Origin of the sequence: Microcoleus anatoxicus, from assembly GCF_042465725.1 — a bacterium.
GTDB lineage: Bacteria > Cyanobacteriota > Cyanobacteriia > Cyanobacteriales > Microcoleaceae > Microcoleus > Microcoleus anatoxicus.
The window spans coordinates 3738365-3763545 of the sequence record NZ_CP120853.1 but is presented as its reverse complement, the minus strand read 5'-3'; the positions used below and the strand labels follow the sequence as shown (position 1 = coordinate 3763545).

The 25181-nt window shown below is 43.3% G+C and carries 29 protein-coding genes, 1 tRNA gene and 2 pseudogenes; 15 read left to right on the top strand and 17 right to left on the bottom strand.

The window, feature by feature from the left end:
• Window positions 1–1068 (bottom strand): cold-shock protein, encoded by a 1068-nt coding sequence (locus P2A85_RS16375; protein ID WP_377473848.1) that lies wholly within the window; start codon window positions 1066–1068, stop codon window positions 1–3.
• Window positions 1069–1229: 161 nt separating this feature from the next.
• On the opposite strand from P2A85_RS16375, the gene P2A85_RS16370 reads away from it, so the two are divergent.
• The 6 genes from P2A85_RS16370 to P2A85_RS16345 are packed head-to-tail and all read left to right on the top strand — an operon-like array spanning window position 1230 to window position 2846.
• Window positions 1230–1433, top strand: a complete 204-nt coding sequence (locus tag P2A85_RS16370) for a DUF2283 domain-containing protein (RefSeq protein WP_377473846.1) — start codon at window positions 1230–1232, stop codon at window positions 1431–1433.
• A complete protein-coding gene (locus P2A85_RS16365; RefSeq protein WP_377473844.1) occupies window positions 1430–1687 on the top strand; it encodes a DUF2188 domain-containing protein in 258 nt (85 codons plus the stop codon). The genes P2A85_RS16370 and P2A85_RS16365 overlap by 4 nt, the downstream gene beginning before the upstream one ends.
• Window positions 1688–1723: 36 nt before the next feature.
• Window positions 1724–2014, top strand: coding sequence for a DUF1778 domain-containing protein (locus P2A85_RS16360; protein ID WP_377473842.1), 291 nt, complete (start codon window positions 1724–1726; stop codon window positions 2012–2014).
• Between the two features lie 16 nt (window positions 2015–2030).
• Window positions 2031–2255: a hypothetical protein gene (locus tag P2A85_RS16355; RefSeq protein ID WP_377473841.1), complete on the top strand. Its 225-nt coding sequence runs from the start codon at window positions 2031–2033 to the stop codon at window positions 2253–2255.
• On the top strand, window positions 2252–2536 hold the full coding sequence (locus P2A85_RS16350; protein WP_377473839.1) for a type II toxin-antitoxin system YafQ family toxin: 285 nt from the start codon (window positions 2252–2254) through the stop codon (window positions 2534–2536). The genes P2A85_RS16355 and P2A85_RS16350 overlap by 4 nt, the downstream gene beginning before the upstream one ends.
• A 43-nt stretch (window positions 2537–2579) precedes the next feature.
• A complete protein-coding gene (locus P2A85_RS16345) occupies window positions 2580–2846 on the top strand; it encodes a DUF4926 domain-containing protein (RefSeq protein WP_377473837.1) in 267 nt (88 codons plus the stop codon).
• Between the two features lie 50 nt (window positions 2847–2896).
• Here P2A85_RS16345 and P2A85_RS16340 read toward each other — a convergent pair whose 3' ends face one another.
• Together P2A85_RS16340 and P2A85_RS16335 are read right to left on the bottom strand one after the other, a co-directional pair.
• Window positions 2897–3514, bottom strand: a complete 618-nt coding sequence (locus P2A85_RS16340; RefSeq protein WP_377473835.1) for a Uma2 family endonuclease — start codon at window positions 3512–3514, stop codon at window positions 2897–2899.
• 121 nt (window positions 3515–3635) lie between these two features.
• On the bottom strand, window positions 3636–4265 hold the full coding sequence (locus P2A85_RS16335; RefSeq protein WP_377473833.1) for a Uma2 family endonuclease: 630 nt from the start codon (window positions 4263–4265) through the stop codon (window positions 3636–3638).
• 423 nt (window positions 4266–4688) lie between these two features.
• Here P2A85_RS16335 and P2A85_RS16330 point away from each other — a divergent pair, with 423 nt between their 5' ends.
• Window positions 4689–4910 (top strand): helix-turn-helix transcriptional regulator, encoded by a 222-nt coding sequence (locus P2A85_RS16330; RefSeq protein WP_341731979.1) that lies wholly within the window; start codon window positions 4689–4691, stop codon window positions 4908–4910.
• 94 nt (window positions 4911–5004) lie between these two features.
• Window positions 5005–5223: a hypothetical protein gene (locus tag P2A85_RS16325; RefSeq protein WP_371116434.1), complete on the top strand. Its 219-nt coding sequence runs from the start codon at window positions 5005–5007 to the stop codon at window positions 5221–5223.
• Window positions 5224–5512: 289 nt separating this feature from the next.
• Here P2A85_RS16325 and P2A85_RS16320 read toward each other — a convergent pair whose 3' ends face one another.
• Window positions 5513–5890: a Mo-dependent nitrogenase C-terminal domain-containing protein gene (locus P2A85_RS16320; RefSeq protein ID WP_377473831.1), complete on the bottom strand. Its 378-nt coding sequence runs from the start codon at window positions 5888–5890 to the stop codon at window positions 5513–5515.
• A gap of 130 nt (window positions 5891–6020) precedes the next feature.
• Entirely contained in the window at window positions 6021–6200 is a 180-nt protein-coding gene (locus P2A85_RS16315; RefSeq protein WP_377473829.1) for a hypothetical protein, read from the bottom strand.
• A 271-nt stretch (window positions 6201–6471) separates the two neighbouring features.
• Between P2A85_RS16315 and P2A85_RS16310 the strand changes: the two genes are divergently transcribed.
• Window positions 6472–7065 carry a rhomboid family intramembrane serine protease gene (locus P2A85_RS16310; RefSeq protein ID WP_377481540.1) on the top strand — a complete coding sequence of 198 codons (594 nt, stop codon included), beginning with the start codon at window positions 6472–6474 and terminating at the stop codon, window positions 7063–7065.
• A gap of 21 nt (window positions 7066–7086) precedes the next feature.
• Here P2A85_RS16310 and P2A85_RS16305 read toward each other — a convergent pair whose 3' ends face one another.
• A complete protein-coding gene (locus tag P2A85_RS16305; RefSeq protein WP_377473827.1) occupies window positions 7087–9975 on the bottom strand; it encodes a PAS domain S-box protein in 2889 nt (962 codons plus the stop codon).
• Between the two features lie 365 nt (window positions 9976–10340).
• Between P2A85_RS16305 and P2A85_RS16300 the strand changes: the two genes are divergently transcribed.
• Together P2A85_RS16300 and P2A85_RS16295 are read left to right on the top strand one after the other, a co-directional pair.
• The gene (locus tag P2A85_RS16300; RefSeq protein WP_371116439.1) at window positions 10341–10745 is read left to right on the top strand and encodes a hypothetical protein; all 405 of its coding nucleotides are present in this window, start codon (window positions 10341–10343) and stop codon (window positions 10743–10745) included.
• Window positions 10746–10934: 189 nt separating this feature from the next.
• The gene (locus tag P2A85_RS16295) at window positions 10935–11123 is read left to right on the top strand and encodes a DUF2949 domain-containing protein (protein WP_341736089.1); all 189 of its coding nucleotides are present in this window, start codon (window positions 10935–10937) and stop codon (window positions 11121–11123) included.
• Between the two features lie 108 nt (window positions 11124–11231).
• On the opposite strand, the pseudogene P2A85_RS16290 reads toward P2A85_RS16295, so the two are convergent.
• The 7 genes and pseudogenes from P2A85_RS16290 to P2A85_RS16260 form a co-directional block, all read right to left on the bottom strand.
• Window positions 11232–12331, bottom strand: a pseudogene (locus P2A85_RS16290) (RNA-guided endonuclease InsQ/TnpB family protein).
• A gap of 249 nt (window positions 12332–12580) precedes the next feature.
• Window positions 12581–12657 (bottom strand) — tRNA-Met (locus tag P2A85_RS16285).
• Window positions 12658–12772: 115 nt separating this feature from the next.
• Window positions 12773–13726, bottom strand: a complete 954-nt coding sequence (locus tag P2A85_RS16280; protein WP_341736090.1) for an asparaginase — start codon at window positions 13724–13726, stop codon at window positions 12773–12775.
• A 158-nt stretch (window positions 13727–13884) separates the two neighbouring features.
• Window positions 13885–14412, bottom strand: coding sequence for a CGLD27 family protein (locus P2A85_RS16275; RefSeq protein WP_377473824.1), 528 nt, complete (start codon window positions 14410–14412; stop codon window positions 13885–13887).
• 73 nt (window positions 14413–14485) lie between these two features.
• Window positions 14486–14911 (bottom strand): ribosome silencing factor, encoded by a 426-nt coding sequence (gene rsfS, locus P2A85_RS16270; RefSeq protein ID WP_377473822.1) that lies wholly within the window; start codon window positions 14909–14911, stop codon window positions 14486–14488.
• A gap of 516 nt (window positions 14912–15427) precedes the next feature.
• The gene (gene yqeK / locus P2A85_RS16265) at window positions 15428–16039 is read right to left on the bottom strand and encodes a bis(5'-nucleosyl)-tetraphosphatase (symmetrical) YqeK (protein WP_377473820.1); all 612 of its coding nucleotides are present in this window, start codon (window positions 16037–16039) and stop codon (window positions 15428–15430) included.
• Between the two features lie 249 nt (window positions 16040–16288).
• The gene (locus P2A85_RS16260) at window positions 16289–16585 is read right to left on the bottom strand and encodes a hypothetical protein (RefSeq protein ID WP_377473255.1); all 297 of its coding nucleotides are present in this window, start codon (window positions 16583–16585) and stop codon (window positions 16289–16291) included.
• 112 nt (window positions 16586–16697) lie between these two features.
• Here P2A85_RS16260 and P2A85_RS16255 point away from each other — a divergent pair, with 112 nt between their 5' ends.
• A complete protein-coding gene (locus tag P2A85_RS16255) occupies window positions 16698–18017 on the top strand; it encodes an IS4 family transposase (protein ID WP_377481315.1) in 1320 nt (439 codons plus the stop codon).
• A gap of 264 nt (window positions 18018–18281) precedes the next feature.
• Here the strand turns inward: P2A85_RS16255 and P2A85_RS16250 are convergent, their stop codons facing one another.
• The 4 genes and pseudogenes from P2A85_RS16250 to P2A85_RS16235 form a co-directional block, all read right to left on the bottom strand.
• On the bottom strand, window positions 18282–18461 hold the full coding sequence (locus P2A85_RS16250) for a hypothetical protein (RefSeq protein WP_340524036.1): 180 nt from the start codon (window positions 18459–18461) through the stop codon (window positions 18282–18284).
• A gap of 221 nt (window positions 18462–18682) precedes the next feature.
• Window positions 18683–20101 (bottom strand): GUN4 domain-containing protein, encoded by a 1419-nt coding sequence (locus tag P2A85_RS16245; protein ID WP_377481537.1) that lies wholly within the window; start codon window positions 20099–20101, stop codon window positions 18683–18685.
• A 9-nt stretch (window positions 20102–20110) separates the two neighbouring features.
• Window positions 20111–20188, bottom strand: a pseudogene (locus tag P2A85_RS16240) (hypothetical protein); the annotation flags it as partial.
• Between the two features lie 79 nt (window positions 20189–20267).
• Window positions 20268–21167, bottom strand: a complete 900-nt coding sequence (locus P2A85_RS16235) for an RNA-guided endonuclease InsQ/TnpB family protein (RefSeq protein ID WP_377473818.1) — start codon at window positions 21165–21167, stop codon at window positions 20268–20270.
• 85 nt (window positions 21168–21252) lie between these two features.
• Here P2A85_RS16235 and P2A85_RS16230 point away from each other — a divergent pair, with 85 nt between their 5' ends.
• The 3 genes from P2A85_RS16230 to P2A85_RS16220 all read left to right on the top strand — a co-directional run bounded on the left by P2A85_RS16230 (window position 21253) and on the right by P2A85_RS16220 (window position 25027).
• A complete protein-coding gene (locus P2A85_RS16230; protein WP_377473816.1) occupies window positions 21253–21561 on the top strand; it encodes a hypothetical protein in 309 nt (102 codons plus the stop codon).
• Between the two features lie 495 nt (window positions 21562–22056).
• Window positions 22057–23430 carry a hypothetical protein gene (locus P2A85_RS16225; protein ID WP_377481534.1) on the top strand — a complete coding sequence of 458 codons (1374 nt, stop codon included), beginning with the start codon at window positions 22057–22059 and terminating at the stop codon, window positions 23428–23430.
• Window positions 23431–23851: 421 nt separating this feature from the next.
• Entirely contained in the window at window positions 23852–25027 is a 1176-nt protein-coding gene (locus P2A85_RS16220) for an RNA-guided endonuclease InsQ/TnpB family protein (protein WP_377473814.1), read from the top strand.
• Window positions 25028–25181: the final 154 nt, after the last annotated feature.

Here is a 25181-nt window from a genome sequence, read left to right as displayed (position 1 = left end):
TTAAGCAGGAATGACCTTTTCTATACGAGATAGTAGATTAAGGGCCAAATCATCTTCTTCAATCACATCTCGGTTTAATCTCTCTTGAAGTAGCCAAATAAGATGATTTACCGAAACTTCCTTAACTTTGATATTACCGTAATCACTGATTTCTCGCGTTTGACCTAGAGTAATAATCCAAACTTGTTTGCTTTTGCCATCAATTCTCAGAGTTTTTTTCTTTTGTAGACCGTCTGAAGATCTAAGGTTAAATGTCAACTGAGCCTGCTCAAGCTTATTTATATAGTTTTCTATTTGGTCTTTTTTATATTCTTCAAAACCATCCCTTAGCGTGCAATCATACATTACTGCAAGGTTGCCAATAATGAAAAATCCATCTGCTCTACCAGCTTGGTTTCTCTTGTCATATTGATAGAGATAATGGATGCCCAAATTTTTGAGTAATAAAAAAGTCAAGTCCTCAAATTCACTTGAATTAGTTGTATATACTATTCGCTTAAATTGCTCAATTATTTGGTTTTTAAGTTCATCACAGGTAATAGGCGTTGGGATAGACTCAGCAGGATAATCATTTTGATCTATTTGCTCAACATCAATAAGCTGGATTCTATTGGCAAATCGTCTCCCCTCTTTGTTCTCACCAATAGTAAAGGTAACTGCATCCCCCGCTTTAAGAGTTTCAAGTTGATTCTCTTCTACTTGCTTGGCAATAAAATAGAGGTCTTGAGTGCTACCATCAAGTGTAATATAACCCGATTGCCTGTTGGGAAAAAGTGTTTTGACATGACCCTGAAAGCGAGTTTCTGTTGTATAATTCTTATTAGTATTTTCTGCGCTGACTAATTCTACTTTATTAGCAAAAACCAGCTTGCCATCCTTGGCTTTGCCAACAGTAAAAGTAACGATATCTCCAGGCTTCAAAATTTCTAACTTATCGTGCTCAACTTGTGAAGCGATAAAATAAAGGTCATCACTTTGATCGTCTGGTGAAATGAATCCGCCTCTTTTGTCACTAAGAATTTTTGCCACTCGTCCTTGCCAACGGCTTGTCTCTGAAATTTCCCCCATTTTTTCCCTCGAATACTGAACGATGATTGAGAAAGTATCTTTTAGCTGAAAATTATTAACTGTATCGTAACTTTAGTATAAGCTTGAAAGAGTCTTTGCTACAATAAATTTATCAAAGCAGTATATCTTAGATATAGCCCATGCACACATAATAAAATTATATGGACAAAACAGTAAAAATTCTCGAAGATTCCACAACTATTACAGGTTTCTACGATAAAGAAGCGGATGTTCTATATATCTCGCTGGGAGAACCGCGCGAAGGTGTAGCTGTGGACATTAGCGATGGAGCGATCGCCCGTTATCATGAGGATAGTGAAACAATTGTCGGCATTACTTTAATTGGATTGGGCAGCGGGTATTGAAGGAATTGAATCACAAACTGCACGTAGCACCTCATCTCAATGGGTGGGCGGTGACAGAGGAAAATGCAGGGTCAAGTCAAAAGGTATTTCCCACTCAGGAAGCAGCGTTGAAATATGCAGTGGGTTCTGCAAAAGCTCAATGGCTTGATGTGGTAATTCACGGTGAAAATGGAGAAGTTCAGGAAACGATAAATCCAGCGATAGATGCGCTGTTGCAGCGTAGAAGCGATCGCCCACCTGAAAAATTGCTATAATATCAAATGAGCCAACCTTGCTCTCAGTGTAAAAATATGTCAACCCCTACACAAACTCCCCAAACAAGCACCCTTGAGATAACTATCAATCGGGAACAAAAAGAACTGTTAGAAAAAGCAGCTACCCTCTGGGGTCTTAGTCTGAGCGAATATCTGCTCGAAGTTGCTCTAAATCTAGCCCAAGAAATGCCACTCAAACCAGAACCAATCGTTCTTTCCGAACCAAATTGGGAAATTGTTACCTCAGCGATTGACAACCCACCAGAACTTAACTCTAAGCTGAAAGCGGCGATCGAAAGGTATCGGCAAAAATCCGAAAGCAAATAAATAAAGGTTAACGTTTATGAGCGATTCTATCTCTTTACAAAAAGTCATTGAATATGTTGAAGTTCTCTCAACAGAAGAACAAGACTTATTAGTTGAATTAATCCAAAAACGGCGGATAGAAAATCGTCGAGAAGAAATTGCTAGAAATGCTAGAAAAACCCTAGCCGCGTTCAAAGCAGGGAATGCCAAGCGCGGTAATCTAGAACAATTGAAAGCTGATTTACTGGATGATGATGAATGATAAATTTAGTATGGGATAACAGCTTTAAGCGAGCTTTTAAGCGGATTATTCGCAAAAATCCACATTTAGAAGCTAAAATCTTGGCTATTTTGGAAAATTTAGCAAATGACCAATTTGAACCATCTTTAAAATCTCATAAATTGCGCGGTCAATTAGAAGGATTATGGGCGTGTTGGGTTGAGTACGATTGTCGAATTATTTATAGTCTCGATCGGGATAGTGAAACAGCAGAAGAGTTGATTATATTGATTGATATTGGAACGCATGATGAAGTTTATTAGAGAGCAATTACTTGATACTGACAAGTCATAGGAGGGCTAAACAATGACAACAGCAACATTATTTCAGTGGGTAAAACTCAAGCAAGATGTTCCTAATACTCCAGTAAAAAAAGGGGACAAGGGAGTGGTTTTAGACCATCTCCATCCAACCAGAAAGCAGCCCGAATCTGGATATACTTTAGAAGTCTTTAAAGATGGTGAAACTTTAGACGTGATTGCTGTACCTATTTCTTGGGTGACACCGCTACCTGAAATGGGGGGAGATTATCAATACAGATCGACAGACATTCAAGAGAAGAGTTTGCATTAAAATAGGAGGAATAAGGGCGATCGCCCTTTTGCAACCAAGTGCGATCGCCCTCACTCCTCATTTTGACTATCTTCTTGCTCAACTTGCTCAAAATTCACTTTCTTATAAATAGCAGATAGAGGAACTTCTAGCTGAAAGGAATTAAACACTAAGGCCGTATCTTCCTCATCATACTCGCTATACAACCATCTTTTATTCTCGGTTTTAGAATACTGCTCGATTTTGATTTTTGTTTGGTCAATCAGAATGTATTCTAGAAAAGAAGGTATAGTTTTGTAAAATGTAAACTTGTCAACTCGATCGTAGTTTTTAGTAGACTTTGATAAAACTTCCACAATAACTTGAGGGTTGGTAATCGTGTCTGTGCGATTGCTGCGGTACTCAGGTTGTCCAAAAATTACCATTACATCGGGATAAGTGTACAGTCGCACTTTTGGTATCCACAGACGCACGTCACCGATGAAGACATCATACTCTTGTTCTGGAAGACTAAAATTTAAAGCAATGTAAACATTTCCTGAGATCCGATTGTGATTGGTAGATCCGCCTGTCATAGCAATAATTTCTCCGTCGAGATATTCGCTTTTGTACTCTGCTGTTTCTTCCAGTGCTAAATATTGCTCTTCTGTGCAGTAACGTTGCTCGGTTGTTTGCAAAGTGGCTGTCATCTTGATATTCTCCCACAAGGATGTTGAACAAATATTTCTTTTGAGTACGCGCGTGCGAAGCTATCCCGAAGGGAATCGCTCACTTAAATGATAACCCGCATTCCCAACAAAGCGAAATACCTTATTCCTCCCCGCTTTCTTCCGCCTCATTTTCCGCCTCAAAATCCACCTTCTCATAAACATCAGCCAGCGCAACTTCAACTTGAAAGAAATTAAAAACTAACGCCGCATCTTCCTCATCATACTGACGGTACGACCACCGCTTGTTTGCCAACTTACAATACTGTTCTATATAAACCTGGGATTGGTCAATCAGAATATACTCTTGAAAGGTCGGAATCGTTTGATATAACTTAAATTTATCACTGCGATCGTAAGCTTTCGTAGATTTAGATAAAACTTCCACAATCGCTTGAGGATTCATCACCGTATCCTGGCGATTATTGTAATACTCAGGTTTGCCCGGAATTACCATCACATCGGGATAAGTATAAGTTCGCTTTTTCGGCAGCCACAGACGCACGTCACCCATGAAAACATCATAGTCAAGTCCCTTAAGAGCAAGACGTAATGCTATACTCATATTCAAAGAAATGCGATTATGATTCGTAGTTCCACCTGTTATGGGAATAATTACTCCGTCGAGATATTCACTTTTGTACTCTGCTGCTTCTTCCAGGGCGAGATATTCTTCTGGAGTGAAGTAGTCTTGTGCTGTTGGCTGTTCTGTTACTTGTAGAATAGCTGTCACGGTTTTTTCCCCAATTCAATAGATTAGGACTTATTCACGGGTGGTCAGAAACCGGGTTTTTACGAGAATACTTTGTTAGAGTCTGCAAAAACCGCAAAAACCCGGTTTATGAAGGTTTTGATGCGTAATTCTGATATCTTGCGTCTAGTTTAACAATCAACTCGCAATCAAAATTAGTCGATCGGATCGAAAACTAAAGTCAATCTCGCAGCCGGAAGCAGTTGTTTGAGAACTCGCAAGTGACCCTCTGCATCAGACCAACTGCGAAAGCGACCGACAACGACCCTAGTTTAATCCAAATAAAGTAATATGACAACCGCAACGGTCTATTTTACTACTGGTATAGTCTATGAAGGAAAAAATTTGACCGACAAGGTGCTAGCATCTGCCTTGCAAAGGTTGTGTTATGCGAGCAGTTAAACAGTGATCCGGTGGAGATTAGCAGTTGTCATGGCCGATCGGAATATCAGTAACAAAGAACTGGCCCTCCTCACGGGCATGAATCCCAGGTCTATTTCTCGGCTCAAAACTCGCCGTTACCTGACCCGAATAGACGCAGCAACGTTAAACGTTCTCTGCAAATCACTAAATTGCAAGCCCGGAGACTTAATGGATTACGAAGAGGACAATCCCGATCGAGCCTGAAATATAATTTGTACGATCGCCTTCTCAAACCAAAGGCGATCGCACGCTTATCAACTACCAACCAAAATTAGTCGAACGATCGGCGTAAACTTGTATGATTGGGAGCGTTAGCAAAAAGCAAGTATTCACAGTGAGCAAGCGCGTTCACATCACACTCCCCGACTACATCTATGAATCCTTAGAACTGTGGGCCGATCGACAAGGTAGACCCACAGCTAGTTTGATAGCTTTTATCGTTGAAACAGCGGTGTTAGAAGCCAAAAAAAAGGGAGATCTACCTTCTGGGCCGGAAAAGCCCAAAAACGACACGTAAACAGTTCCCTCGTGGGTTGCGGGTGCGTGGCGGACGATCGCACTTATCCTTCTGGATGCACGGGCGATCGGAAACCGGGTTTGTGCGAGAATACCTCGTTAGAGTGGCAAAAAACGCAAAAAACCCGGTTTCTTTTTAGACCGACTCCTTGAAGAAGTTGGGGCTCTGCGTGTATTGACTGGAAACCAACATCAGAATCAATTAATCCCTGAAACTAAAAAAACCCTCCCCAACAAGGAATAGGGAGAGTCACCATAAAATAGAGTTAGAAATTGAAGGTTTTACAGAATTAACAATAGGGAGTCACATCCTCGCCACACTCATCAGCCAAATAACACAAAGCTCGAAACCGCATCCCCACCACTTGTTCGTAAAGCGGGTTTAACTTGCACAGCGGCGGAATGCGAAATAAAGTGCGATCGCCAACTTTGATTTCTCGCTCAAAGGGACACTGGGACGGAATAAACTTACACAACAATCGAGCCAATTTTTGACTTTTAATTTCGGTGCTATCCAGCCACTGTTTCAGCGGATGCAATAAGTCAAAGCGCGGTTTTTTTCCGTAAGGTTGAGGATTTGTAGCGACACTAGCTGGGTTTTTTTCTTTACCAACCCATACCCAAATTGGCAGAGTGCGGTAGGGTACTGTATGCTCAAATACATTCATTTTTATCTGTTCCTCTTTTACAACGAGGTGCCAAGAACTCTCTGTAGAGTTAGGAGATTATCTACAATCAGTATCTACAGCATCCCGTTTTGCTTTACCGGATTGAACTTCTTGAATTAATGACTTTCGGCTAAAAAATTAGTTCCTTGAATTTTTGACCTAGTTGCAGGCTATGCGATCGCACCAAGGCAGTTATGCTGAAAGTAGCAGGAAAAATTTGGGCTCGGCTTCCTGACCATTGCGTTGTATTGTCTAATACAATACTTTTTTCAGACAGAGTGTGCGATCGAAAAAGTGTCCTTACTTCCACACCAAGGATTCATCTATGGGGTAGAAATCCTGCGTTTGATGTTTTACTTTTTACATTAGGTTTACTCACTTTTTTTAGTTCTCTTTTAATTCTGACTGATTTCTGTGAATTATTCCATAGGTGAAAATGCGGAATTTTAGATAAAAGTGATAATAGTTACAAATGAGTGTGGCTACAAAATTCTGAGAAACCCAGCCTCAACTATTCCTGGAGCGATCGCTCAAAAAATCCTACAATTATAGATAGCCGTCAATCATCACCCTCACCAACCATGAGCAACCCAAATACCAAAACTATCACCAGGGAATTGCAAAGTCATGTCGCCATTCTCGGTAGCTGCGTCGCCCTCTTCTGGATGATAGAGATTGTCGATGTATTTGTTTTCCGAGGCGCCCTCAATTCCTACGGAGTGCGCCCCCGCAACCTTGACGGACTTCAAGGCATCCTGTTAATGCCTTTTCTACACGGCAGTTTTGCCCACTTAGCCGCCAATACCCTTCCTTTTGTGACATTGGGTTGGTTGATTATGCTACGAGAAGTTAGCGATTTTTTTGTCGTGAGTGGCGTCACTATGCTAGTTAGCGGATTGGGAGTTTGGTTAACCGGCGCGCCCAATTCCGTTCATATTGGCGCCAGCGGATTAATCTTTGGTTACTTCGGCTTTTTGCTGCTGCGGGGCTACTTTGAGCGTAGCTTTAATTCAATTTTACTATCTTTAATTGTTGGTTTCTTCTACGGCAGTTTAATTTGGGGAGTATTACCATCTCAGCCAGGAGTTTCATGGCAAGCCCATTTTTTTGGGTTTGTCGGTGGTGTATTAACCGCCCAACTTTTGGGGCGACAAAAACCAAAAATTCAAAATTAAAATCCTTTGGTAGTCATGACTTTAACTCTCTCTTTTTAATGTAACGCGATCGGGCAAGCGCACAGTAAAAATAGAACCGCAACCTAACTGACTTTCGACTTGAATATCGCCACCCATCATCAGGCAAAAGTGACGGCTAATGGTTAATCCTAAACCCGTGCCGCCATACTGGCGCGTGGTGGAGGCATCGCCCTGTATAAAAGCTTGAAATAAATGCTGTAATTGTTCCGGTGGAATACCAATACCTGTATCAGCTACGCGGAAAACTATCGATTCGCTAGAGTCTTCTTGTTTGTTTAGCTTTGAGCTTTGGTTTTTCACTCTTTCAACGCTAATTTTAATATTTCCACCTTTAGTGAATTTGGCTGCATTGCTCAGCAAGTTGAGTAATATTTGCCTAGTTTTAGTAATATCAGCATACATCACTCCCAAATCTTGAACACAATCTACTTCAAACTTATTAGAATTTTTCTGCACCAAAGATTCGACTGTCGAAACTACCTCATCAATTAAATTAGCAAGGCTGAAAGTTTCTAAATAAAGTTCCATTCGCCCTGCTTCTATCTTAGAAATATCTAGAATGTCACTAATTAAAGATAGCAAGTGTTTCCCAGCAGTTTGAATTTTCAGCAAGTCAGGGATAAAATCTTTGCAACCCAATTCCTCAGCATCTTCTTTGAGTATATCGCTGTAGCCGATAATCGCGTTGAGGGGAGTTCGTAATTCGTGGCTCATATTGGCTAAAAATGCGCTTTTTGCTTGGTTGGCTGCTTGAGCAGTTTGAGCGACTTTTTGGAATTCTTCTGCTAATTTGCGCTGGGTAATGTCTTCAGCAATGCCGACGATGCGGTAAATTTCTCCTGTGTCGTTGCGTACTGGAAAAGCCCGATCGCGTACCCAACAGACTGAGCCGGACGATCGCACCACTCGATATTCCTCATCATAATCGCCCCGCACCTGTTTCTCAAAAGCAGCATAGATGCGATCGCGATCGTCTGGATGAATCGCATCCCAAAAAGATGTTGGTTCAGAATACAAAATCTCACTGCTCCGATTCCATATTTTCTCACAAGCTGGACTCACATAAACTATCTGCTTGTGATTTGGTTCTCTAATCCAAAATACCTCGTGAATATTTTCTGCCAACTGACGAAACCGCTCCTCGCTAGCCCGCAACTGCGCCATAGCATTGTGAAAATCAGTCACATCTTGAACCAGCGATGCTACTCCGATTATACAACCATCAGTATCCACCAAAGTAGTATTGTACCACTCGCAAAGAATAACTTGACCATCTTTTCTGACGTTTTCGTTGATGCTACTAACTCCTCCTTGATTAGTTAACAAAGTGATAGATAATTGCCTGACGTACTCCTTAGCACTTTCAGGAACGATCAGATCGACTCCGTGACGTCCCATAGCTTCCAAACGGTTGTAGCCAAAAATTCTTTCGGCTGATAAATTCCATTCCGCTACTTCAAAATTGAGATTCCATTCAATAGCCCCTAAAGGAGTTTGATGCAGGTGGAGAGCGAGTTTTTGCTGGGAGTTTTTGAGAGAGCTAATTAATTGAGTTTTGTCCGCGATCGCCGATTCCACCCGATCTTCTAGAGTAGTAAAAGACTCTTCCAACTGACCCGCCATCCGATGAAAAGAACGCGCCAGAACACCCACCTCATCCTCGCGCTTGACAGATGCCATCAACTGCGGATCTAGCGCCGTTGAGTCCCATTCTCCCCGCGACAAATCCTCCGCAGCCTTACTCAGACGCTGAATTGGGACCACAATCCACCTCGAAGTTAAGCCACCAATCGCGATCGCCACCACCAAAGCACCGAAACACAGCCACACAGTGTCGCGAGTGTTGCTGTGAATCCTTTCCATAAAATCGGCTTCAGGAACCGCCACCACAATCAGCCAGTCGAGCCCTCTCCCATCAACAAGCGGCGTTACTTGTAGAAATTGCCGTTCCCCGTCGATCGCAAAATCTAGCTGGTAAGTGTCATTAATCTTCCTCAAATCGCCGAAGCGCTTGGTCAAATAGCGAGCAGTCGATCGAATCAAAGGATTATTGCTGCTCGTTGCCCTAATCCGTTTTGCCACACCATTACTAACAATAAATGGCGATTCCTGAGTGGAATTTGCCACCAATTCCCCAGACCTTTCTACAATAAAAGTCTCTCCCGATTTACCTATTTTTAGATGGTTCAAGAATTTATTGATATGGGAAAGTATCAAGTCTGAACCCACTACTCCAATCAGTTTGCCCCCTTCGCCATAAACCGGTGCAGCCGCCGTAATCGCTAGTTTTGGTGAGTCAAAATAAGTATAAATTTTGCTCCAAGTCGGTTTGCCAGTTTCCAATGGTGCTGTGTACCAGGGGCGGATGCGAGGGTCGTAGTTGGGACTACTTTTTAACAGCTTGCTTGGTGTCCCTAACTCCGATGCTGCGTAGCTCTGAAAGTGATAGGCAGTAGATTTGTTAGAAATCTGAAATTGTAAATTACCATCAGCGAGGCGTTCTACTCCAATAAAATCTTTTTTTTCTGAGCCGAATTCAATATAGCTAATTTTATCGAAGGCTTGGATTTGTTTGGTAAAGTATTTCTGCAAACTAGCGGAATCATCTACTTTTAAAATACCGAGACGGATGGCATCAATATTTAGCTGATTGATTTGGTGTGGCGTGGCAATATAACTATTAATATGTTGCTGGATACGCGATGTAACTTCTGCCCGCAGTTGTGCAGCCACATCGTTGACTGCTATGCGCCCGTTCCGCAGCGATAGCCACCCAGTTAGACCTACAGCAGCAAAAGTCTGGAGGGCAAAAGGCACAACCAGGACGATCCGAATTGGTACTTTGCCCAACATTGTTACAATCTGGTTGGTCAGATATCTGATTGGCATGATGAAGCTAAATTTTTAATAACCCACAATGTTTCGGTAAACTGCAACCTAAGTAGGGTAGATTTTGAAATTGAAAGAGTTTTTTCGGGTAATTTGCTGTTAAAAACTCATATTTTTGCACCACGGATTAAATTCGCCCCTAGGAATATATTTGCAAAATTGAGATGCACCCTTGCTACTTATGTCACCATTATCTTAACCCGATCGCCCGCTTTCGCAACAGGGGCGATTTCTGACTACCCTTCCAGAAGGCGCGCCTTCAGGATAGCTTCCCCCCGCGGACTATGAGCTTGGCTTTCTGGCTGATGCTGGTTAATTCGACAGTTTATGAATTTTTTTAAACTGGATATAATCAGAATAATAGGATGCAACTAGCACAAGGAGCGATCGTGAATGTAATTATGGCTACTCTTGGCACTGTTGTGGGACTGAGCTCCATGTTAATCGGTATGACTCTGCCGGTTCTAGCCCAACAAAGACCCCGAATAGTGCCACAAAATTCAGAAACGACTTTATCGGGAGATTCGCTGAGGACGGTGGAAGATAGAACCCTTGACTCTGACTACCAACAGTGGATTGGTGAACCACAAACCGTGGGTAATTTGGGTATCAGAGCTAGTCGCTGGAGCAACACTTTTCGGATCAAAAGCGATCGCCAATTGGACTCGATCGCCACTCCTTCCGATGCCGAGCGCCAAGCAAATCCTTTACCTCCCAAACCTAGTGACACTGGTACTGGAGGGGGAGTTCAGATTCAGCTAGGATTGTAGGAATTTGCAATAATTTGATTTTTGGTGATAGCGATCGCCTTTTGTGACCATTTATATCACAATTTATACGCACTTTTCATCACACCAAACTCGCCCTTATCCACCGATAATCAGGACAACTAGACCTCTGATTGAGCCGGATTAGGTAGATATTTTTACAAAAAGCGTATAAAACTGGCGGTGAAGGTGATGGGAAAGTCTCAACTGATCGATTATTTGCAGGGGGAGTTGGCGATATCCCATTCGGCTATCGCACTAGCTCTGCGACACGGCGAACAAGATGCCGGTCAACTGCCTCTGGTTCTGTGGCAGTACGGGCTGGTTACACTAGAACAACTCAACCTGATTTTTGATTGGCAGCAAGCCCAGCAGATTTAGCGATCGAATTTATTTGTCTGCTACATAAGATTGACATAAAGCGGACAAGAATGACATCTCGGACACTTAAAACTTACTTCCTGCTTCTACGTAGGGAGTCGGCTCCTTCTACTCTACAGGCGTGAATTCAGGATTAGCCATCCTTACTCTATCTCGTGAGACCGATGCTAAATTAATCGCGGCATTCAAATCTCGATGACAACTGTTGCCACAAGCCTCACAAACAAACAATCGGTCGGAGAGTGGCATCGGTTGAACGTTACCGCACTTTGAGCAAGTTTTAGATGAGGGATACCATCGATCTACCACTTCGACAACAGTGCCGTAGATGGGAGATTTATAAGTTAGTTCTCGTCGAAATTCATAAAACCCTGAATCTAAAATTGCAGCCGCCAGTTTGTGATTTGCTGCCAGACCAGAAATATTTAAATCTTCGATGCGGATGCGAGCGTACTTTTGGCTAATTTCTGTAGTTGTTTTCTGCAAGAAATCCCGCCGTATACAATATCGGCGTGTTTTTTAGCCAGTTGTCGAGCGAATTTCCGAGCGTTTTTCGATGCTTTGATGCCAAGTTTTCGATTGCCTAATTGCTGGTTTCGATTGCGGTACTGTAGTTTCCCTAGCTTGATTTTCGCATTTTTTAGGGAATCTGGCAGTTGGTATACCGTACCGTCACTCAAGGTGGCAAAGGTGGATACTCCTAAATCTATGCCTGTCGCTTCCGATACTTCACGATATAAAGGGGGGATTTTGTCAGCTTTTATGGTAAAACTGACGTACCATTTGTCCGCAGTACGGCTGATGGTAAATGTTTGAGAGCAACAGTTGTACCCGATAGCTTCTTTCAGGCGAAACGTTCCCAGTGTAGGAATTTTTATCCGATTGCCAGCCATCTGAAATACTGGTCCATTGCTGCTGTCTACTGTAAACGAATCCCCGGATTTCTTGCGTTTGAAATTAGGAAACCCGCTTAACCCTTTAAAAAAGCGTTCGAGGGAGTTATTGAAGGCCCGGAAAGCATTTTGATAAACGCGGGATGATAAAGTGTTAGTCCATTGATATTCTGGTTGTTTTTTGATGAAATTGGTAAAGGTTTTTTTTATTTCGGCAATCTTTCGGGTGCGGCTGACTTTAATGTCCATCACGCCCACGTACAGGGTACGAGCTAGGTTGTAGCAAAACCGAGCGTAACCAGCGTGTCGCGCCATGAGGGTACGTTCAGCATTGTTGAGTTTGAGTTCTAGCTTCAGGGCGTACATAGCCAGGGAGCAAGTCAGGAGTGCCAACATTGATACTTATTTTACCAGTTACAGACAGCGATTGCGACAAGAACACCGTGTTTTTTGGACCTGATGTCTTTAATGTCAGGAAAAGTCTATGAAACTGCCGTTTAGTATCATCTCATTCAACAAAACCCCCATAACCTTTTGGGTTATAGGGGATTGTTTTATTTAATTTGGTGGCGGGAAGTGGATTTGAACCACTGACCTTCGGGTTATGAGCCCGACGAGCTACCAGGCTGCTCTATCCCGCGTCGCTTTGTCTCTTCTCTAATATAAACATACCTTTAGGAAAATAGCAACCCCTAAATCAAAAAAACTTTTGAGAGGGTGGGTGGGGTTGCTCAAATCGGCTTGCCATCAGCACTTTTAGAGCATGGAAACTTCCCCGACTACCTCCAAGCGCTTGAATTCACTCAGAGTCATGTAAGTTTCCGAAAGAGTTTCGGCGATCGCCGCCGTGATCCACCCCAACTGCTTGAGCAAGTGAATCGCCACAGCATATTTAGCCCGCTTGGCCCCATCTGTTACCTTAATTGCCAAACCCATACCTTCGCCAACCCGGCCAATGCACTGCACGCCCTCGGCACCGGACTTGCTCACCAACTCCCCTTGGGTCAAGCGCATCAGTTCCGTGTCAAATTTGCCCTCACCAGCCACCATCATCGGGTGGTGAGTCATAGCGCGAACAATCCGCTCCATATCCACATTGTCACCACTGGCCAACTTAGCGTATAGAGCAGCCATTTGCCCCAACTGCAATAAATAGGTAGGAGCGCCACAGTCGTCGCGAGCGCTGATAAACTCTTCGGCTGGCATTGCCAGTAAGTCAGCCACCTTGCCCAAAATAAGCTGCTGGACGGGATGTTTGCGCCGCAAATAAGTTTCCAGCGGCCAGTGCAGTTGCTGACAGACTGCCAGCATTCCGGCGTGTTTGCCGGAACAGTTGTATTGCAGGGAACTCTTTTTACCTTCAGGAATCGGGCATTGCAGTTTAGAAGGGTCAATGTCGCAGCGCCATAGGACGTTAAACACCTGTCGTGATTGCTCGATCGTACCTTGATGAGAACTGCACATAATCGCTAAGTCTCGATCCGTGAGTTCGTAGCGTTCTAAAGTACCGGTCGCTGTCACCGCCAAAGCTTGAAAAGGTTTGAGTGAAGAACGGACAAAGGTTGCCGTTTCCGAGTTACCAGCAACGGACAGAACGCGGCCGCGATTGTCGCAGACAGCAGCCTGGACTCGGTGCTTAGATTCCACAATACCTTCGCGCAGCAGTCTGACTTCCAGTTCTGGAGCTTGGGTTCGTTTTCCCCTTGTCATATCAATTTTAGATTTTAGAGTTTAGATTTTAGATTGGGCTTGAGGAATTTATGAATTGTGAGTGTAATTTATCAGTTGCGATTTGTCAGTTACAAATTGGATCTTGCAGCCAAAACCGATCGCTCACAACTCAATAATCCCCCAGAACCCATTGCCGATTACAAAAAACTCCAAATTACTCCCCCGGCAACCAGGAATACCGTCAAACCATAAAATGTCTGCCGCAGACGCTTCAGAATAGGTTCTAGCTGGTAGTTGACAATTAACTGGTCTTGAAGCAAGACTTCAGGAGTTTTCACCCAGGATTGACCGTCATACCAGCCGGATTCTTCGTAGACGACTGTGGGGTTAGAAAGGCGCGATCGCACATAAAACCAACCCAAGTACAGTCGCAGCAAAGCTAATCCTAGAATAAAAGTGGCACCAGCGGCACCACTAAGGGCAAACTGAACTGGATACTTGACCGGAACAAAACTAGCAGCAGCTATCGGCCCGGATACCAAGCAACTCCAACCCCACACCCAAGCCAGTTTTGTCAAATACTGCCGCCAACTCAGGGTTGCCCAACTAAAAAACCAGGACTCTTTGAGTTCTTGGTATTCATTGAGTGGTCGCTGTTCTTGGGGAACAGGACAAATAGAAACAGAAGTGTCTTTCACATTAGCTATCCGAGCGGCTAAATTCATTCTACATGACATCAAGACAAGAAGGCAAATGTAAGTGATTGTTACCAAATGTCAGAAAAAGTCTTACTGTTAATCAACCTCTCGGCGCGACAGAAAAGTCAATGCGTTCGGCGTGTCCCCAGAACGCTTCTAAATTGTAGAATTCACGCTCTTGAGGTTTCAAGATGTGTACGATCGCGTCGCCGTAGTCCATCACTACCCAACTGGCATCTGATTGCCCTTCTATGCGCAGTGGCAAGCGATCCCATTCTGCTTCTACTTGGTCGGCGATCGCTTGGGAGATAGCTCGTACCTGCACGTTGGAAAATCCGGTGACGATCGCAAAGTAATCTGCTAAATAGCACACTTCTGATACCCGAAGCAAGACAATATCATCCCCTTTGCGGTCTTCGGCAGCACGAGCAATGGTCAAAGCTAGGGGGCGGGTCGGGTCTGGGGATGCACCTGGAGTGGCTGTAGACTGAGCCAAAGTATATTCGAGTTGGGTTCTATCTAACATTCAGTGTTTAAGTTCCTAAATAAGGGCTAATTGACGAGCTGCCATCGGTTTTTGGCAGTTTGAGACCGGTTTTGGCAGCTCCGGCAAAATCTCAAGTTGACACTCCCCTGTAATCAAGAAAAGGGGATTATGAGGATCGAAATTCGGGGAATTAATCAAATTGAATGCTCCCTTTAGTTTGATGAAACTTTGGATTTCTTGATTTGAGTGGATGAGCATCAGTGAATTATTTCTGTGGCTTTCCTAGGTGACAACGTTCAACTCAATTTTCTGATAATTGCAGCAGTTGTTCTACGATGATTTTGGTGGATTCTGTTAACGCTCATAGATTTCTTTGGGGACGGCGTATTTTTTGACCTTTGAGCATTAGACTGTCTTGGGTAGTCGTTTTTTGAGATAATTGCTACTTATTATAATAGACAATCAGTTACCAAAAATTGAAAGCTGGTTAGAAGCAGAAAGCTAGTTGCAGCTTCAATTTTGTAAATTTTGCTTTTAACTTGTGATTGGTGCTATCTACTCCCCCGTCAAATTTCTTGTTTCTTTCGCTCTAGTCATTTGCAGCGCCCAATTGCGAGTAAGTACCGTCCGCGGGTGGATGTAGCACCGAGTTTCTAGCAAATATTTAAGAGCATAATCGCTGGCAAGCCAGACGGCGGCATAAAGATTTTGCACGCTTGCTGAACGCAGTGCTTCTAGTTCCGGGGTGTTACCGCGGCTCGGCTCGATCGTATCGGCTATAAATACGGTACAACTGAGCTGACTCATATTTGGTCTGCCGAGGGTATGATTGGCAATTGCATCCAATATTTCTCGATCGACCACCCCGAACTCATCTCTGGCGACAATGGCGCTGACATCTGCGTGTAGCAGGTGTGGGTGCGCTATTAACACAGAGTCTAGCTCTAAACCTTCCGCCTTTGCTATTTCCAGTAGCAGTTGAGGCTTGAAGTATTTTGCCAAATCGTGTAACAATCCGGCCGATCGAGCTTTAGCTTGATCGAGGCCGTAAACGCGAGCCAAGTCACCGGAGGATTGCTCGACTCCGAGAATATGTGTGACGCGAGCAGCAGGAACGCGGTCTCTGAGCCAATGTAGGACGCTTTCGCGCCCTTGTGCAAGTGTCAAGTATTAACTCCGAAATTTTATAATTTCTTTTATGTTAGCGTTTTCTTTTCCAGACCACTGTGGCTACTTACAGTCGATCGGCTAACTGTTAGTCAACCCTCTAACATTAGTAACAAGTTAGAAGGGAGTAGATTTTGTCAATACCTCTTGGGATAGAAATATTAGGTAATAATAATGATAATCAAATAGGGGTAAGGGTGAGAGAGTCCTCCTGCGGTGGACTCTCTCACCCAAGCACGATTATCATTATTAATAAGTTGTGGACTCGATTGGCGTTGCACCACGATCGATAACAGTGACGGGCGATCGATAACAGTGACAGGCGATCGATAACAGTGACGGGCGATCGATAACAGTGACAGGCGATCGATAACAGTGACGGGCGATCGATAACAGTGACGGGCGATCGATAACAGTGACGGGCGATCGATAACAGTGACAGGCGATCGATAACAGTGACAGGCGATCGATAACAGTGACGGGCGATCGATAACAGTGACAGGCGATCGATAACAGTGACAGGCGATCGATAACAGTTGCGGGCATTGGTATTATCGAAGGATATAATTGACAAATAATTGAGCGATTGTGTAGGTCAGTAAATATGGCTAAAAGTCAGAAAACCAACCGTGACCACGCCAAAAAAACTACAAAACCGATGGTGGAAGACGAGGAGATTGCCTCACAACTATCGGCATTACTAACACCGGCCATTACCTCACAAGAAAATTACTACCGTCAACTAGGTTTACGAGGGAGAATTCTTAACCTACCGTTGATGGTAGCAGCAGTATTAACCCTACTGTGGCGAGAGGTGGCTGGAGTAACAGAACTTACAAGAATGCTGGCAAGGGAAGGTTTTTTGTGGTGCGGACCTACGACAGTCAGTCAACAAGCAATGTCTCAAAGATTCTTAAGTTTTCCCGCCACATTATTTGAGGGAGTATTCAAAAATTTATTACCGAATTTAAGAACTGCTTGGCACCAGAGAAACCAACGACCTTTACCAGAAAGCATTCAATTTACCTTGACCAAATTTTCGAGAATTTGGATAGTAGATAGTTCAACTCTCGAATCATTATTTTGTCAGCTCAAAAGCCTCGAACATATACCCAAAGGGCAGTTGGCAGGAAAAATGGCAACGGTCATAGATTTAATGACCAGACTCCCGGTTGATATTTGGTTTCAGGAAAACCCGAGAGCTTCTGATGTTAAGCTTGAAGAAAATATCCTGCAATTAGTGCCAAGTAAAACCTTACTCTTACTGGATAGAGGATTTTACCATTTTAGCTTTTGGCTCAAATTAATTGAAGCAGATATCCACTTAATTACTCGTTTAAAAAAAGGAGCAGCCATTCAAGTAAAGCAAGTATTTACCAAAAGTTACGACCTGAGAGATAGTCTGGTACGTTTGGGTTCGGGAACAGCAAAAACTCCATTTATTACCTTACGTCTGATTGAAGTTCGTTCGGGTAAAGCTTGGCATTCTTATTTGACAAGCGTACTAGATCCTCAAGTTTTACCACCCTACGTAGTGGCAGATTTATATCGCAGGCGCTGGAGGATTGAAGATGCTTTTAATACCGTAAAAAGGCTTTTGGGATTAAGTTATTTGTGGACAGGTTCTCTCAACGGCATCCAGCTTCAAATTTGGGGGACTTGGATATTTTATGCAATCTTGGTCGATTTAGGTGATGCCGTTGCTGACCGACTATCTTTACCAATAGATTCGATTTCATTAGAGATGATTTACAGGGGTCTTTACCATTTTTATGTGGCTCATCAAAAAGGTAAGGCAACTGACTTGATCGAGTATTTCGCCGCGCCAGAAAATCGAGATTTAGGTATTGTTAAATCTCAACGAAAACCCAACGTTAAGTTAATTGTGGCACCTTTCCCCGATCGACAGCGAGGGTCTGACTGCTTTTTCTTTGAAGCATCTTCTCAAATCCCCTTGACAACAGCCATCCAAGCTTAACTTGTTACCAATGACCCTCTAATCATTGATTGAGTAGACAAATGTGGGCAACTGTGAATCACCCACATCTAAAAATCCTCACAATTCCAGTTTTCAGGAACGATACAATCTCCAAAGGAGACTCCCATTTATCGGGTGGGAAACTCTGCTCCTGTTCCTCCACCTTCGCAGTATCTACCTAATGCAGGCTATATTTGGCTACATATGTGTATGCAGCTACGAAGGGTATTTTTGGCCTCGCCAAAGTTATGAGTAGGTAGTCGATCAGGCTGGAACTACTGGATCGAACACAACAGTCAACCTGTCTGCAGGAACCATGCGCTTGAGAATTTGCAAGTGACCGTCTGCATCAGACCAACTGCGAAACTGACCTACAACCACCTTTTCCAAATTCGGAAGCGATCGAACTACAGTCCACGGCTTCAGACATTTTTCTTGCAGCATATATAGATATATCTCCTTTTTCAATGGGAGTCAAAGCCAGTCAACCATGCTTAGACAGCGCTGAGGACTGGCTTTTGACTTTGTAAACTTGCCCTTCTCTCAAAACATATCACAAAAAAATAGTTTGTGATTATATCTGATTTTCTGCTAACTAATAACAAATCACCAATGACCAATAACCAATAATCAATAATCAATAACCAATAACCAATAACTAATAATTAGACATCTCGCCGTGACAGCAGGAACCAAATCCCACCCAAACCCAAAACACCGCACAAAACCCCACCTTCCCATCCAAAAACAGTCCCACCAGGCAAATGTCCAGGCTTCGCCTTAGAAGTAAAATTTATCTCAGAATAGTATACCCATTGATTATTAATCCGCCAGCCCACGCGATCGCCAAACTTTTCCCAAACAGTAGCATCATAAACTCCAGGCTTTCCACCCGACTTTAGCCACAGACCCTTTTGCACCGAAAAACCGAATCGGCGATGACTGTGACGCACCCAAAGTTGGTCGATAGTCTGTAAATCCTTACCCGGAAACTTCCTAATATCTTCCTCACTCAAATAACCTCTTGAGGTTTGCTCCATCACCTCCAACATTTTCAGAGAAGTTTCCTCATCAGCAGCACGCCAATTTTTCTCAGTCAGCAGTCTTTCCAACAGAGAATAGTCAATACCTTTTTCCGATTCTAAATTAACGGAAACTAGCGGAGTTTGAGTTACCGGTTGAGTTGGTATAGAAGGACTAACAACAACAGTTGGTTGCTGCGACTTTGGTACCGATGGTACTACCACCACAGAAGTAGGTCTTAAAACCTCCAAAACTTCCAGAGCAGACTTATAGCGGTCTTTAACATACTCCTGAATCAACTTATCCAAAATTTGCCCTAAATCTTGGCTAATCTTTGTACCTTTAGGCAAAGCCTCCCTCCACAGCCAGCGACCTTCAAGGGGGTCATAAAGGTCATCATGAATGTCTCCGTAGATATCCAAATAAGGCATCACAGAAGTCAGCAAGCGAATGCAAGTCACCCCCAAACTGTAAAGGTCACTAGCAGGAACAGCCTTACCGTGGCGCTGTTCTAGAGCAGCATAGCCCGGAGTTCCCAACTTAGTTCCTGCTTGGCTAGGAGCTGCTGCTACTACCTGTTTAGAAACCCCAAAATCGATCAGTACCAATTTGCGATCGCGATTGCGGCGAATCACATTTTCCGGCTTAATATCGCGGTGAATTACATTTCGCTCATGAACAAAATTCAGCAAAGGCAACAAATCTAAGAGCAGTTCTCTAGTTTTAATTTCGCTATAAGCACCATACTTTTCTAATTCATCCTTTAAGTTATTGCCATCAATAAACTCTTGCACTAAATACAATCGCCCATCTTCCTCAAAATAAGAAATTAACTGCGGAATTTGTGGATGTTTGAGTTCATAGAGCCGTCTTGCTTCTTGTTCAAACAACCTGACATACTTTTTAAAATGACTAGGTTTCCGCTGAAACTCCTGTGGTGGGGACAACTGTTTGATTACGCACAGTTCTTCAAACTTCCCGTGATTAACAGCCCGAAAAGTTCTGCCAAATCCTCCGTCTCGCAGCGGTTCAGTTGCTGCATAAAGGTCTTTTAGCAGCAATTTGGAACCGCAATTAAGACAATACTTCGTGCCTGGTGGGTTCTGACGCTTGTCTCTTGGGCAATCAAGATTAAGGCAGTAGGTCATATATTAAAAACGGGTGAACAAAATTATACTCAGAGTTTGACATACTCACCTGCAGATGAGCGCGGTGATTCTTGACGCTTCACCGACTGACGCTACCAAAGGTAGTCTTACTCTGTCTCTGCGTCCGTTTACAGTCGTGGCAATGCCCTGTCCCGACTTTGTTTATATTTTTGGCTGCGTTCTCATCAGTTTGATTTTCACTTACTATTTTGGTAGACAGTTTATGCAAGAAGTCTTTACGAGTGTCGGCAATTTGATTATGTAGTTTGGCAATTTGAATCCGAGTTTTGTTTCTACGTTTCGAGTCTTTAGATTGCCGAGCTAGCTTTTTCTGAAGTTGGCGAACTTTCCGATCTAGTTTTTTGTAGCTAGGACTTTCGGCTCGCTCGCCATTGCTCATCACTGCAAAGGTTTTAATGCCCAAATCGATGCCGATGCTGTGGTTTTTAGCATCAACGCGCTCTGGATTAATCTCTACAACAAAGCTCAGAAAATAGCGATTAGCACAATCCTTGATTATCGTTGCAGAGCTAGGAGCGGACGGTAGTTGTCTAGACCAAACAGGGTTGACAATTCCGATTTTGGCTAGATAAACGCCATCTCCTTTAATTGAAAAACCCCCGCGAGTTAACCTCGCAGACTGGCTGTTTGTGCGTTTTTTGAACTTGGGATAGCCAACTTTATGACCTTTTCTTTTCCCTTTACAGGACTCAAAAAAGTTTTTAAAAGCTGTTTCCAAATCTGCTACCGACTGCTGTAACGGGATGTTTGAGACTTCTGACAACCAAGCTCTTTCGATTGTTTGTTTTGCTTGAGTAATTACTAGCTTTTGGAGTTCGGCAGATTTGGGTTTTTTCTCGGACTGCTTACAGAGAGCTAAGGCATCATTCCAAACTACCCGAACACAACCAAACAACTGAGCTAAACTCGGTTTTTGTTGGTCGGTTGGATAGAAACGGAATTGATACCTTGCTTTCATTTCTCTTGGCTGTTTTTTTACTCTATTATACTAGGTTCTGCTAATACAATCATCAAAAATTAAAGCCGTCCTAAAAGGACGGGGCTTGTATCCCATCCTTTTGGTCATTTTATTCAAGAGTGCGATCGCGATCTGGTTTTTTTGGGGCAAAACTCAGAACGTCAGCACAGAGGGTGCCTGGGGTAAGCTGAGGGGAGTTGTCGCCAGACTGCCCCACAGCAAGTATAGCTCTCTTGAGCCTTTTACCTCAAACTCAGATTCCCAGTTTGACACCAAACATCGATCGATGCAGTATATTCCACAAACAGAGCTTCATCGCAAGCATTGGTCACTTAGCAGTCAAAAAAGCCGATCGCCCACCTACTTTCAGTTTTTTGCCACCGCCAGCCTGTAGAGCTTAAAACAGACACCATACTCGATCGCTCCCATCCTGAGTACAATAAAACAATCACGTCAACTCATCGATCCAGAGTAATTCCGATGGGAGCGCCCACTTCTGATGAACTCGCCAGAAATTTGTCATTGCCTAAAATATCTAATTGTACTGTTACAAATAGGCACTGATAAATCCTAGCTATCAGCTTAGCTGCTTTCCATTTTTTGTATAAATATATGTATCAGTATTAACAATAAAATTACCCAAAATGCTAATCACATAAAATATAAAAGTATGCTAGGTCAAAACAACACCTTTAATACTTAATGAAATTACGTACTTATCAAGGAGGAGAGATAGCACTTTATTACATGACATAATTGAGAATAATTTTCTGATAATTTTCCAAATATATAATCCCAACGACCCAATCGAATGACACTCAAACTTCAGCCATCTCCAACTTCCAAATCCCGAAAAAAATCTCCCAAAATACCGTGGTTCGAGCGCTTAATGGCCTTGATAGCACTCGGAAATTTAAGCCTAGTATTATTTGACATCAGTTACGTTCCGTGGCGTGATTTCTACTTCCGGCAACTGCCTCTCATCACCCAAGTCTACGATCCATTTAAAGGAATTAAACCCCACCGAGATACCCAAAAATATCTAGAAAGCTTAGATGAATTAAAAAATCAAGTAGTGCAAACAGGCTTAGCCTCTCCTCAAGTAACAGCTAAATTGCAGGAAATAGACAATCTGAGCGCCAAAATGATCGACGAAGACCCCTTTCGAGTAGCATCAAAAAGCGGCACGTTAGAAAAAATTAAAGACAGAATCCGCGATCGCGCTCCGAACCCAGAAGACTCCGCCAAACAAGCATTCAAAACATTCTGGAGCCAAGACTATTTAACCAGACAAGGTTGGCAATCAGAAATCAACTGGTTTGATGCCAAAATCAAGCCATTAATCGCCACCAACTATTACCGGGCGATGGGAGAAAACGGCGAATTTACTGACAATTTTTGGAAAATTGACCTGCCATTTATTGCCATATTTGCGATCGAATTTTTAGCCCGCACCTACACCATCAGTCGCCGCCACCCTAGCGTCACTTGGCGAGCAGCCATGCTCTGGCGGTGGTACGACATTTTCATGCTCATCCCATGCTGGCGACTATTGCGAATATTAACTGTTACCATCCGCATCCACCAAGCTAAAATGCCGGATCTCCAACCGATACGCACCCAAATCAGCCGGGGTTTCGTCGCCAACTTTGCCCAAGAATTAACGGAAGTAGTGGTAATTCAGCTCATCAACCAGATGCAACAATCAATTAGTAGCGGGGAATTAGCAAAGCAACTTTTTCAATCTCAGAAACAGCGATATTTAGACATTAATAATATCAACGAAATAGAAGCGATCGCCACTCATTTAGTCCAAATCACCGTCTACAAAGTCCTCCCTCAACTCCAGCCAGACCTAGAAGCCCTCCTGCGTTACAATATAGAACTATTTCTCAAACAATCCCCCCTTTATCAAGGATGGAAGCAAGTACCCGGATTGGGAAACCTGCCGGAACAGCTAGCAGAGCAATTAGTTGCAGAACTCTCCAAACTAGCCACACTCGGTCCCCAAGATGCCTACGAAGCCTTCAAAATCGCTAGCGAAGACCCCATAGGAACCAAACTCTCAGGCCAGCTAGTCCAGCATTTCGGGCAAGCTTTGGGAGCTGAACTGCAACAGCAGCAAACTTGGCAAGAAATACAAATGTTGCTTTGCGACTTCCTGGAAGAGTTTAAAATCAACTACATCCAGCGGTTGAGTGAAGAAGACTTCGAGAAAATTTTAGAACAAGCCAAAGAACTGCAACGCATAGCCCCGCGTTAGGAAGATCGAAGATTTTCCCCATTCTCTCCCTATCTCCCACTCTCCCCACTCCCCCCGTCGGCGATTCGCCGAGCTCCCAAGGGGGTTTGTCACTGGGCGGGCGATCGAGCTAAACTGAGATTTGAGATTAACTGCGATCGAACTCAAAGCTTGTACCTCTGTTGCCAACAGGCAAAATGCTTGTGGCACAAAAAGTAAATTTGCTTGTGGAGTGGGGATCTTATGGCCCGCCCCTCAAAAACTTTTTGACAATTGTGCAATATTTGATACCGGAGATAGTTCTCAAACTTCACCTTAATGTTGCAAGGAGGCTCCCGCTATAACGAAGTTTAGCGGCGAGAGGAATTGCAACCAGTATAAACGTGCGACAGCACAACGGCAATAATTAAGCTATACTCATAGTAGTGAGTTTTTTGGTGAGATGGAACAAGTCCTGACTTTAGTTGTAAAGCTTCAAGCTAGTATCGAACAGCAACAATTGTTGTCCGAGACAGCTTATGCTTTTGCGTCAGCTTGTAACTGGATTAATCAAAATGTTAATCATAACCTAACTAACAGAAACTCAATCCAAGCTGTCTGTTACAAAGATGTGAAAGAACAGTTTGGACTAACAGCTAACCATGTTGTTAGAGCTTGTGCCAGAGTAGGAGCCAATCGTCTAACGGCCAAACAGAAAGGGAAAAAGGTCAAGAGCTTTAAGCCCACTAGCTTTGATTGTGATGCTAGGACTTTTCGTTTCGTTGAGTCAAATTGGACGGTGAGCATTTCTACAACTCTCAAGCGGTTAACAGTTTCTTTGAGAGCTAGTAACTACCATAAGGGCAAGCTAACAGGCCATAATCCTACTTCGGCTCAAGTTTGTTTGCACAAAGATGGTTGCTGGTACGTCCATATTCAGCTAAAATCGGAAACTCCGAAACCTCAAAAAACAACTAACGTAATTGGTGTCGATTTCGGAAGGCGTGATCTAGCTGTAACTAGCACAGGTAAATCGTGGTCAGGTAAGGAGATTCAAAAAACTAGAGATAAGTATAGCCGTGTTCGGGCTTCTTTGCAAAAAAAAGCATCTCAAGGCACAAGGTCATCTAGACGTAGAGCTAGACAGATTTTGAAACGGTTAGGAGGACGCGCGGGAAGATACCAAGCATGGCTAAATCATAACATCTCAAAAGCCATTATTAATGATGCAAAACAGACTCAATCCTTTGTTTCAATCGAAGATTTAACAGGGATTCGCGAACGGACTAACTCTAAACCCAGAAACAAGACTGAAAGAAGAAGGTCTAATTTTTGGGCTTTTTATCAGTTAAGAACGTTTCTCGAATACAAAGGAATAAAGGAAGGGATTGAGGTAGTTGCCGTCAATCCAGCCTATACGAGCCAAAGTTGCCATTGTTGTTTGCATATCGGTGTCAGAACCGAGAAGAAATTTAAGTGCAGCAATAAAGTCTGTGGTTGGATTGGTGATGCAGACGAAAATGGCTCGAAGATGATTGCATTATTGGGGGCGAGTGTAAGCCGTCCTAGAGGTTCTGAGTTGTTGTCTTGTGCAATCGCTCAAGGGCTACCAAAAGCCCCCACTATAGCGTTAGCTTAGTGGCGGGTAGTTTACTACTGAGTCTCAGGACTGATGATAGTCCTGTTTGTGGTATATCAATTGACCGCGATTTAAACGCCAGGAGAGAACATTTTCAACTGGGAACAACCCTCGGCTTGAGGGGGCTAGCCTACTTATCTTGGGATGGCCGACC

Bases quoted from the DNA above. Each gene is read 5' to 3' on its own strand.
- P2A85_RS16375 (WP_377473848.1), bottom strand. From the start codon at position 1,068: ATGGGGGAAATTTCAGAGACAAGCCGTTGGCAAGGACGAGTGGCAAAA.
- P2A85_RS16370 (WP_377473846.1), top strand. From the start codon at position 1,230: ATGGACAAAACAGTAAAAATTCTCGAAGATTCCACAACTATTACAGGT.
- P2A85_RS16360 (WP_377473842.1), top strand. From the start codon at position 1,724: ATGTCAACCCCTACACAAACTCCCCAAACAAGCACCCTTGAGATAACT.
- P2A85_RS16355 (WP_377473841.1), top strand. From the start codon at position 2,031: ATGAGCGATTCTATCTCTTTACAAAAAGTCATTGAATATGTTGAAGTT.
- P2A85_RS16350 (WP_377473839.1), top strand. From the start codon at position 2,252: ATGATAAATTTAGTATGGGATAACAGCTTTAAGCGAGCTTTTAAGCGG.
- P2A85_RS16345 (WP_377473837.1), top strand. From the start codon at position 2,580: ATGACAACAGCAACATTATTTCAGTGGGTAAAACTCAAGCAAGATGTT.
- P2A85_RS16340 (WP_377473835.1), bottom strand. From the start codon at position 3,514: ATGACAGCCACTTTGCAAACAACCGAGCAACGTTACTGCACAGAAGAG.
- P2A85_RS16325 (WP_371116434.1), top strand. From the start codon at position 5,005: ATGATTGGGAGCGTTAGCAAAAAGCAAGTATTCACAGTGAGCAAGCGC.
- P2A85_RS16320 (WP_377473831.1), bottom strand. From the start codon at position 5,890: ATGAATGTATTTGAGCATACAGTACCCTACCGCACTCTGCCAATTTGG.
- P2A85_RS16310 (WP_377481540.1), top strand. From the start codon at position 6,472: ATGAGCAACCCAAATACCAAAACTATCACCAGGGAATTGCAAAGTCAT.
- P2A85_RS16305 (WP_377473827.1), bottom strand. From the start codon at position 9,975: ATGCCAATCAGATATCTGACCAACCAGATTGTAACAATGTTGGGCAAA.
- P2A85_RS16300 (WP_371116439.1), top strand. From the start codon at position 10,341: ATGCAACTAGCACAAGGAGCGATCGTGAATGTAATTATGGCTACTCTT.
- P2A85_RS16295 (WP_341736089.1), top strand. From the start codon at position 10,935: ATGGGAAAGTCTCAACTGATCGATTATTTGCAGGGGGAGTTGGCGATA.
- P2A85_RS16280 (WP_341736090.1), bottom strand. From the start codon at position 13,726: ATGACAAGGGGAAAACGAACCCAAGCTCCAGAACTGGAAGTCAGACTG.
- P2A85_RS16275 (WP_377473824.1), bottom strand. From the start codon at position 14,412: ATGAATTTAGCCGCTCGGATAGCTAATGTGAAAGACACTTCTGTTTCT.
- rsfS (WP_377473822.1), bottom strand. From the start codon at position 14,911: ATGTTAGATAGAACCCAACTCGAATATACTTTGGCTCAGTCTACAGCC.
- P2A85_RS16260 (WP_377473255.1), bottom strand. From the start codon at position 16,585: ATGCCCGCAACTGTTATCGATCGCCTGTCACTGTTATCGATCGCCTGT.
- P2A85_RS16255 (WP_377481315.1), top strand. From the start codon at position 16,698: ATGGTGGAAGACGAGGAGATTGCCTCACAACTATCGGCATTACTAACA.
- P2A85_RS16250 (WP_340524036.1), bottom strand. From the start codon at position 18,461: ATGCTGCAAGAAAAATGTCTGAAGCCGTGGACTGTAGTTCGATCGCTT.
- P2A85_RS16235 (WP_377473818.1), bottom strand. From the start codon at position 21,167: ATGAAAGCAAGGTATCAATTCCGTTTCTATCCAACCGACCAACAAAAA.
- P2A85_RS16225 (WP_377481534.1), top strand. From the start codon at position 22,057: ATGGCCTTGATAGCACTCGGAAATTTAAGCCTAGTATTATTTGACATC.
- P2A85_RS16220 (WP_377473814.1), top strand. From the start codon at position 23,852: ATGGAACAAGTCCTGACTTTAGTTGTAAAGCTTCAAGCTAGTATCGAA.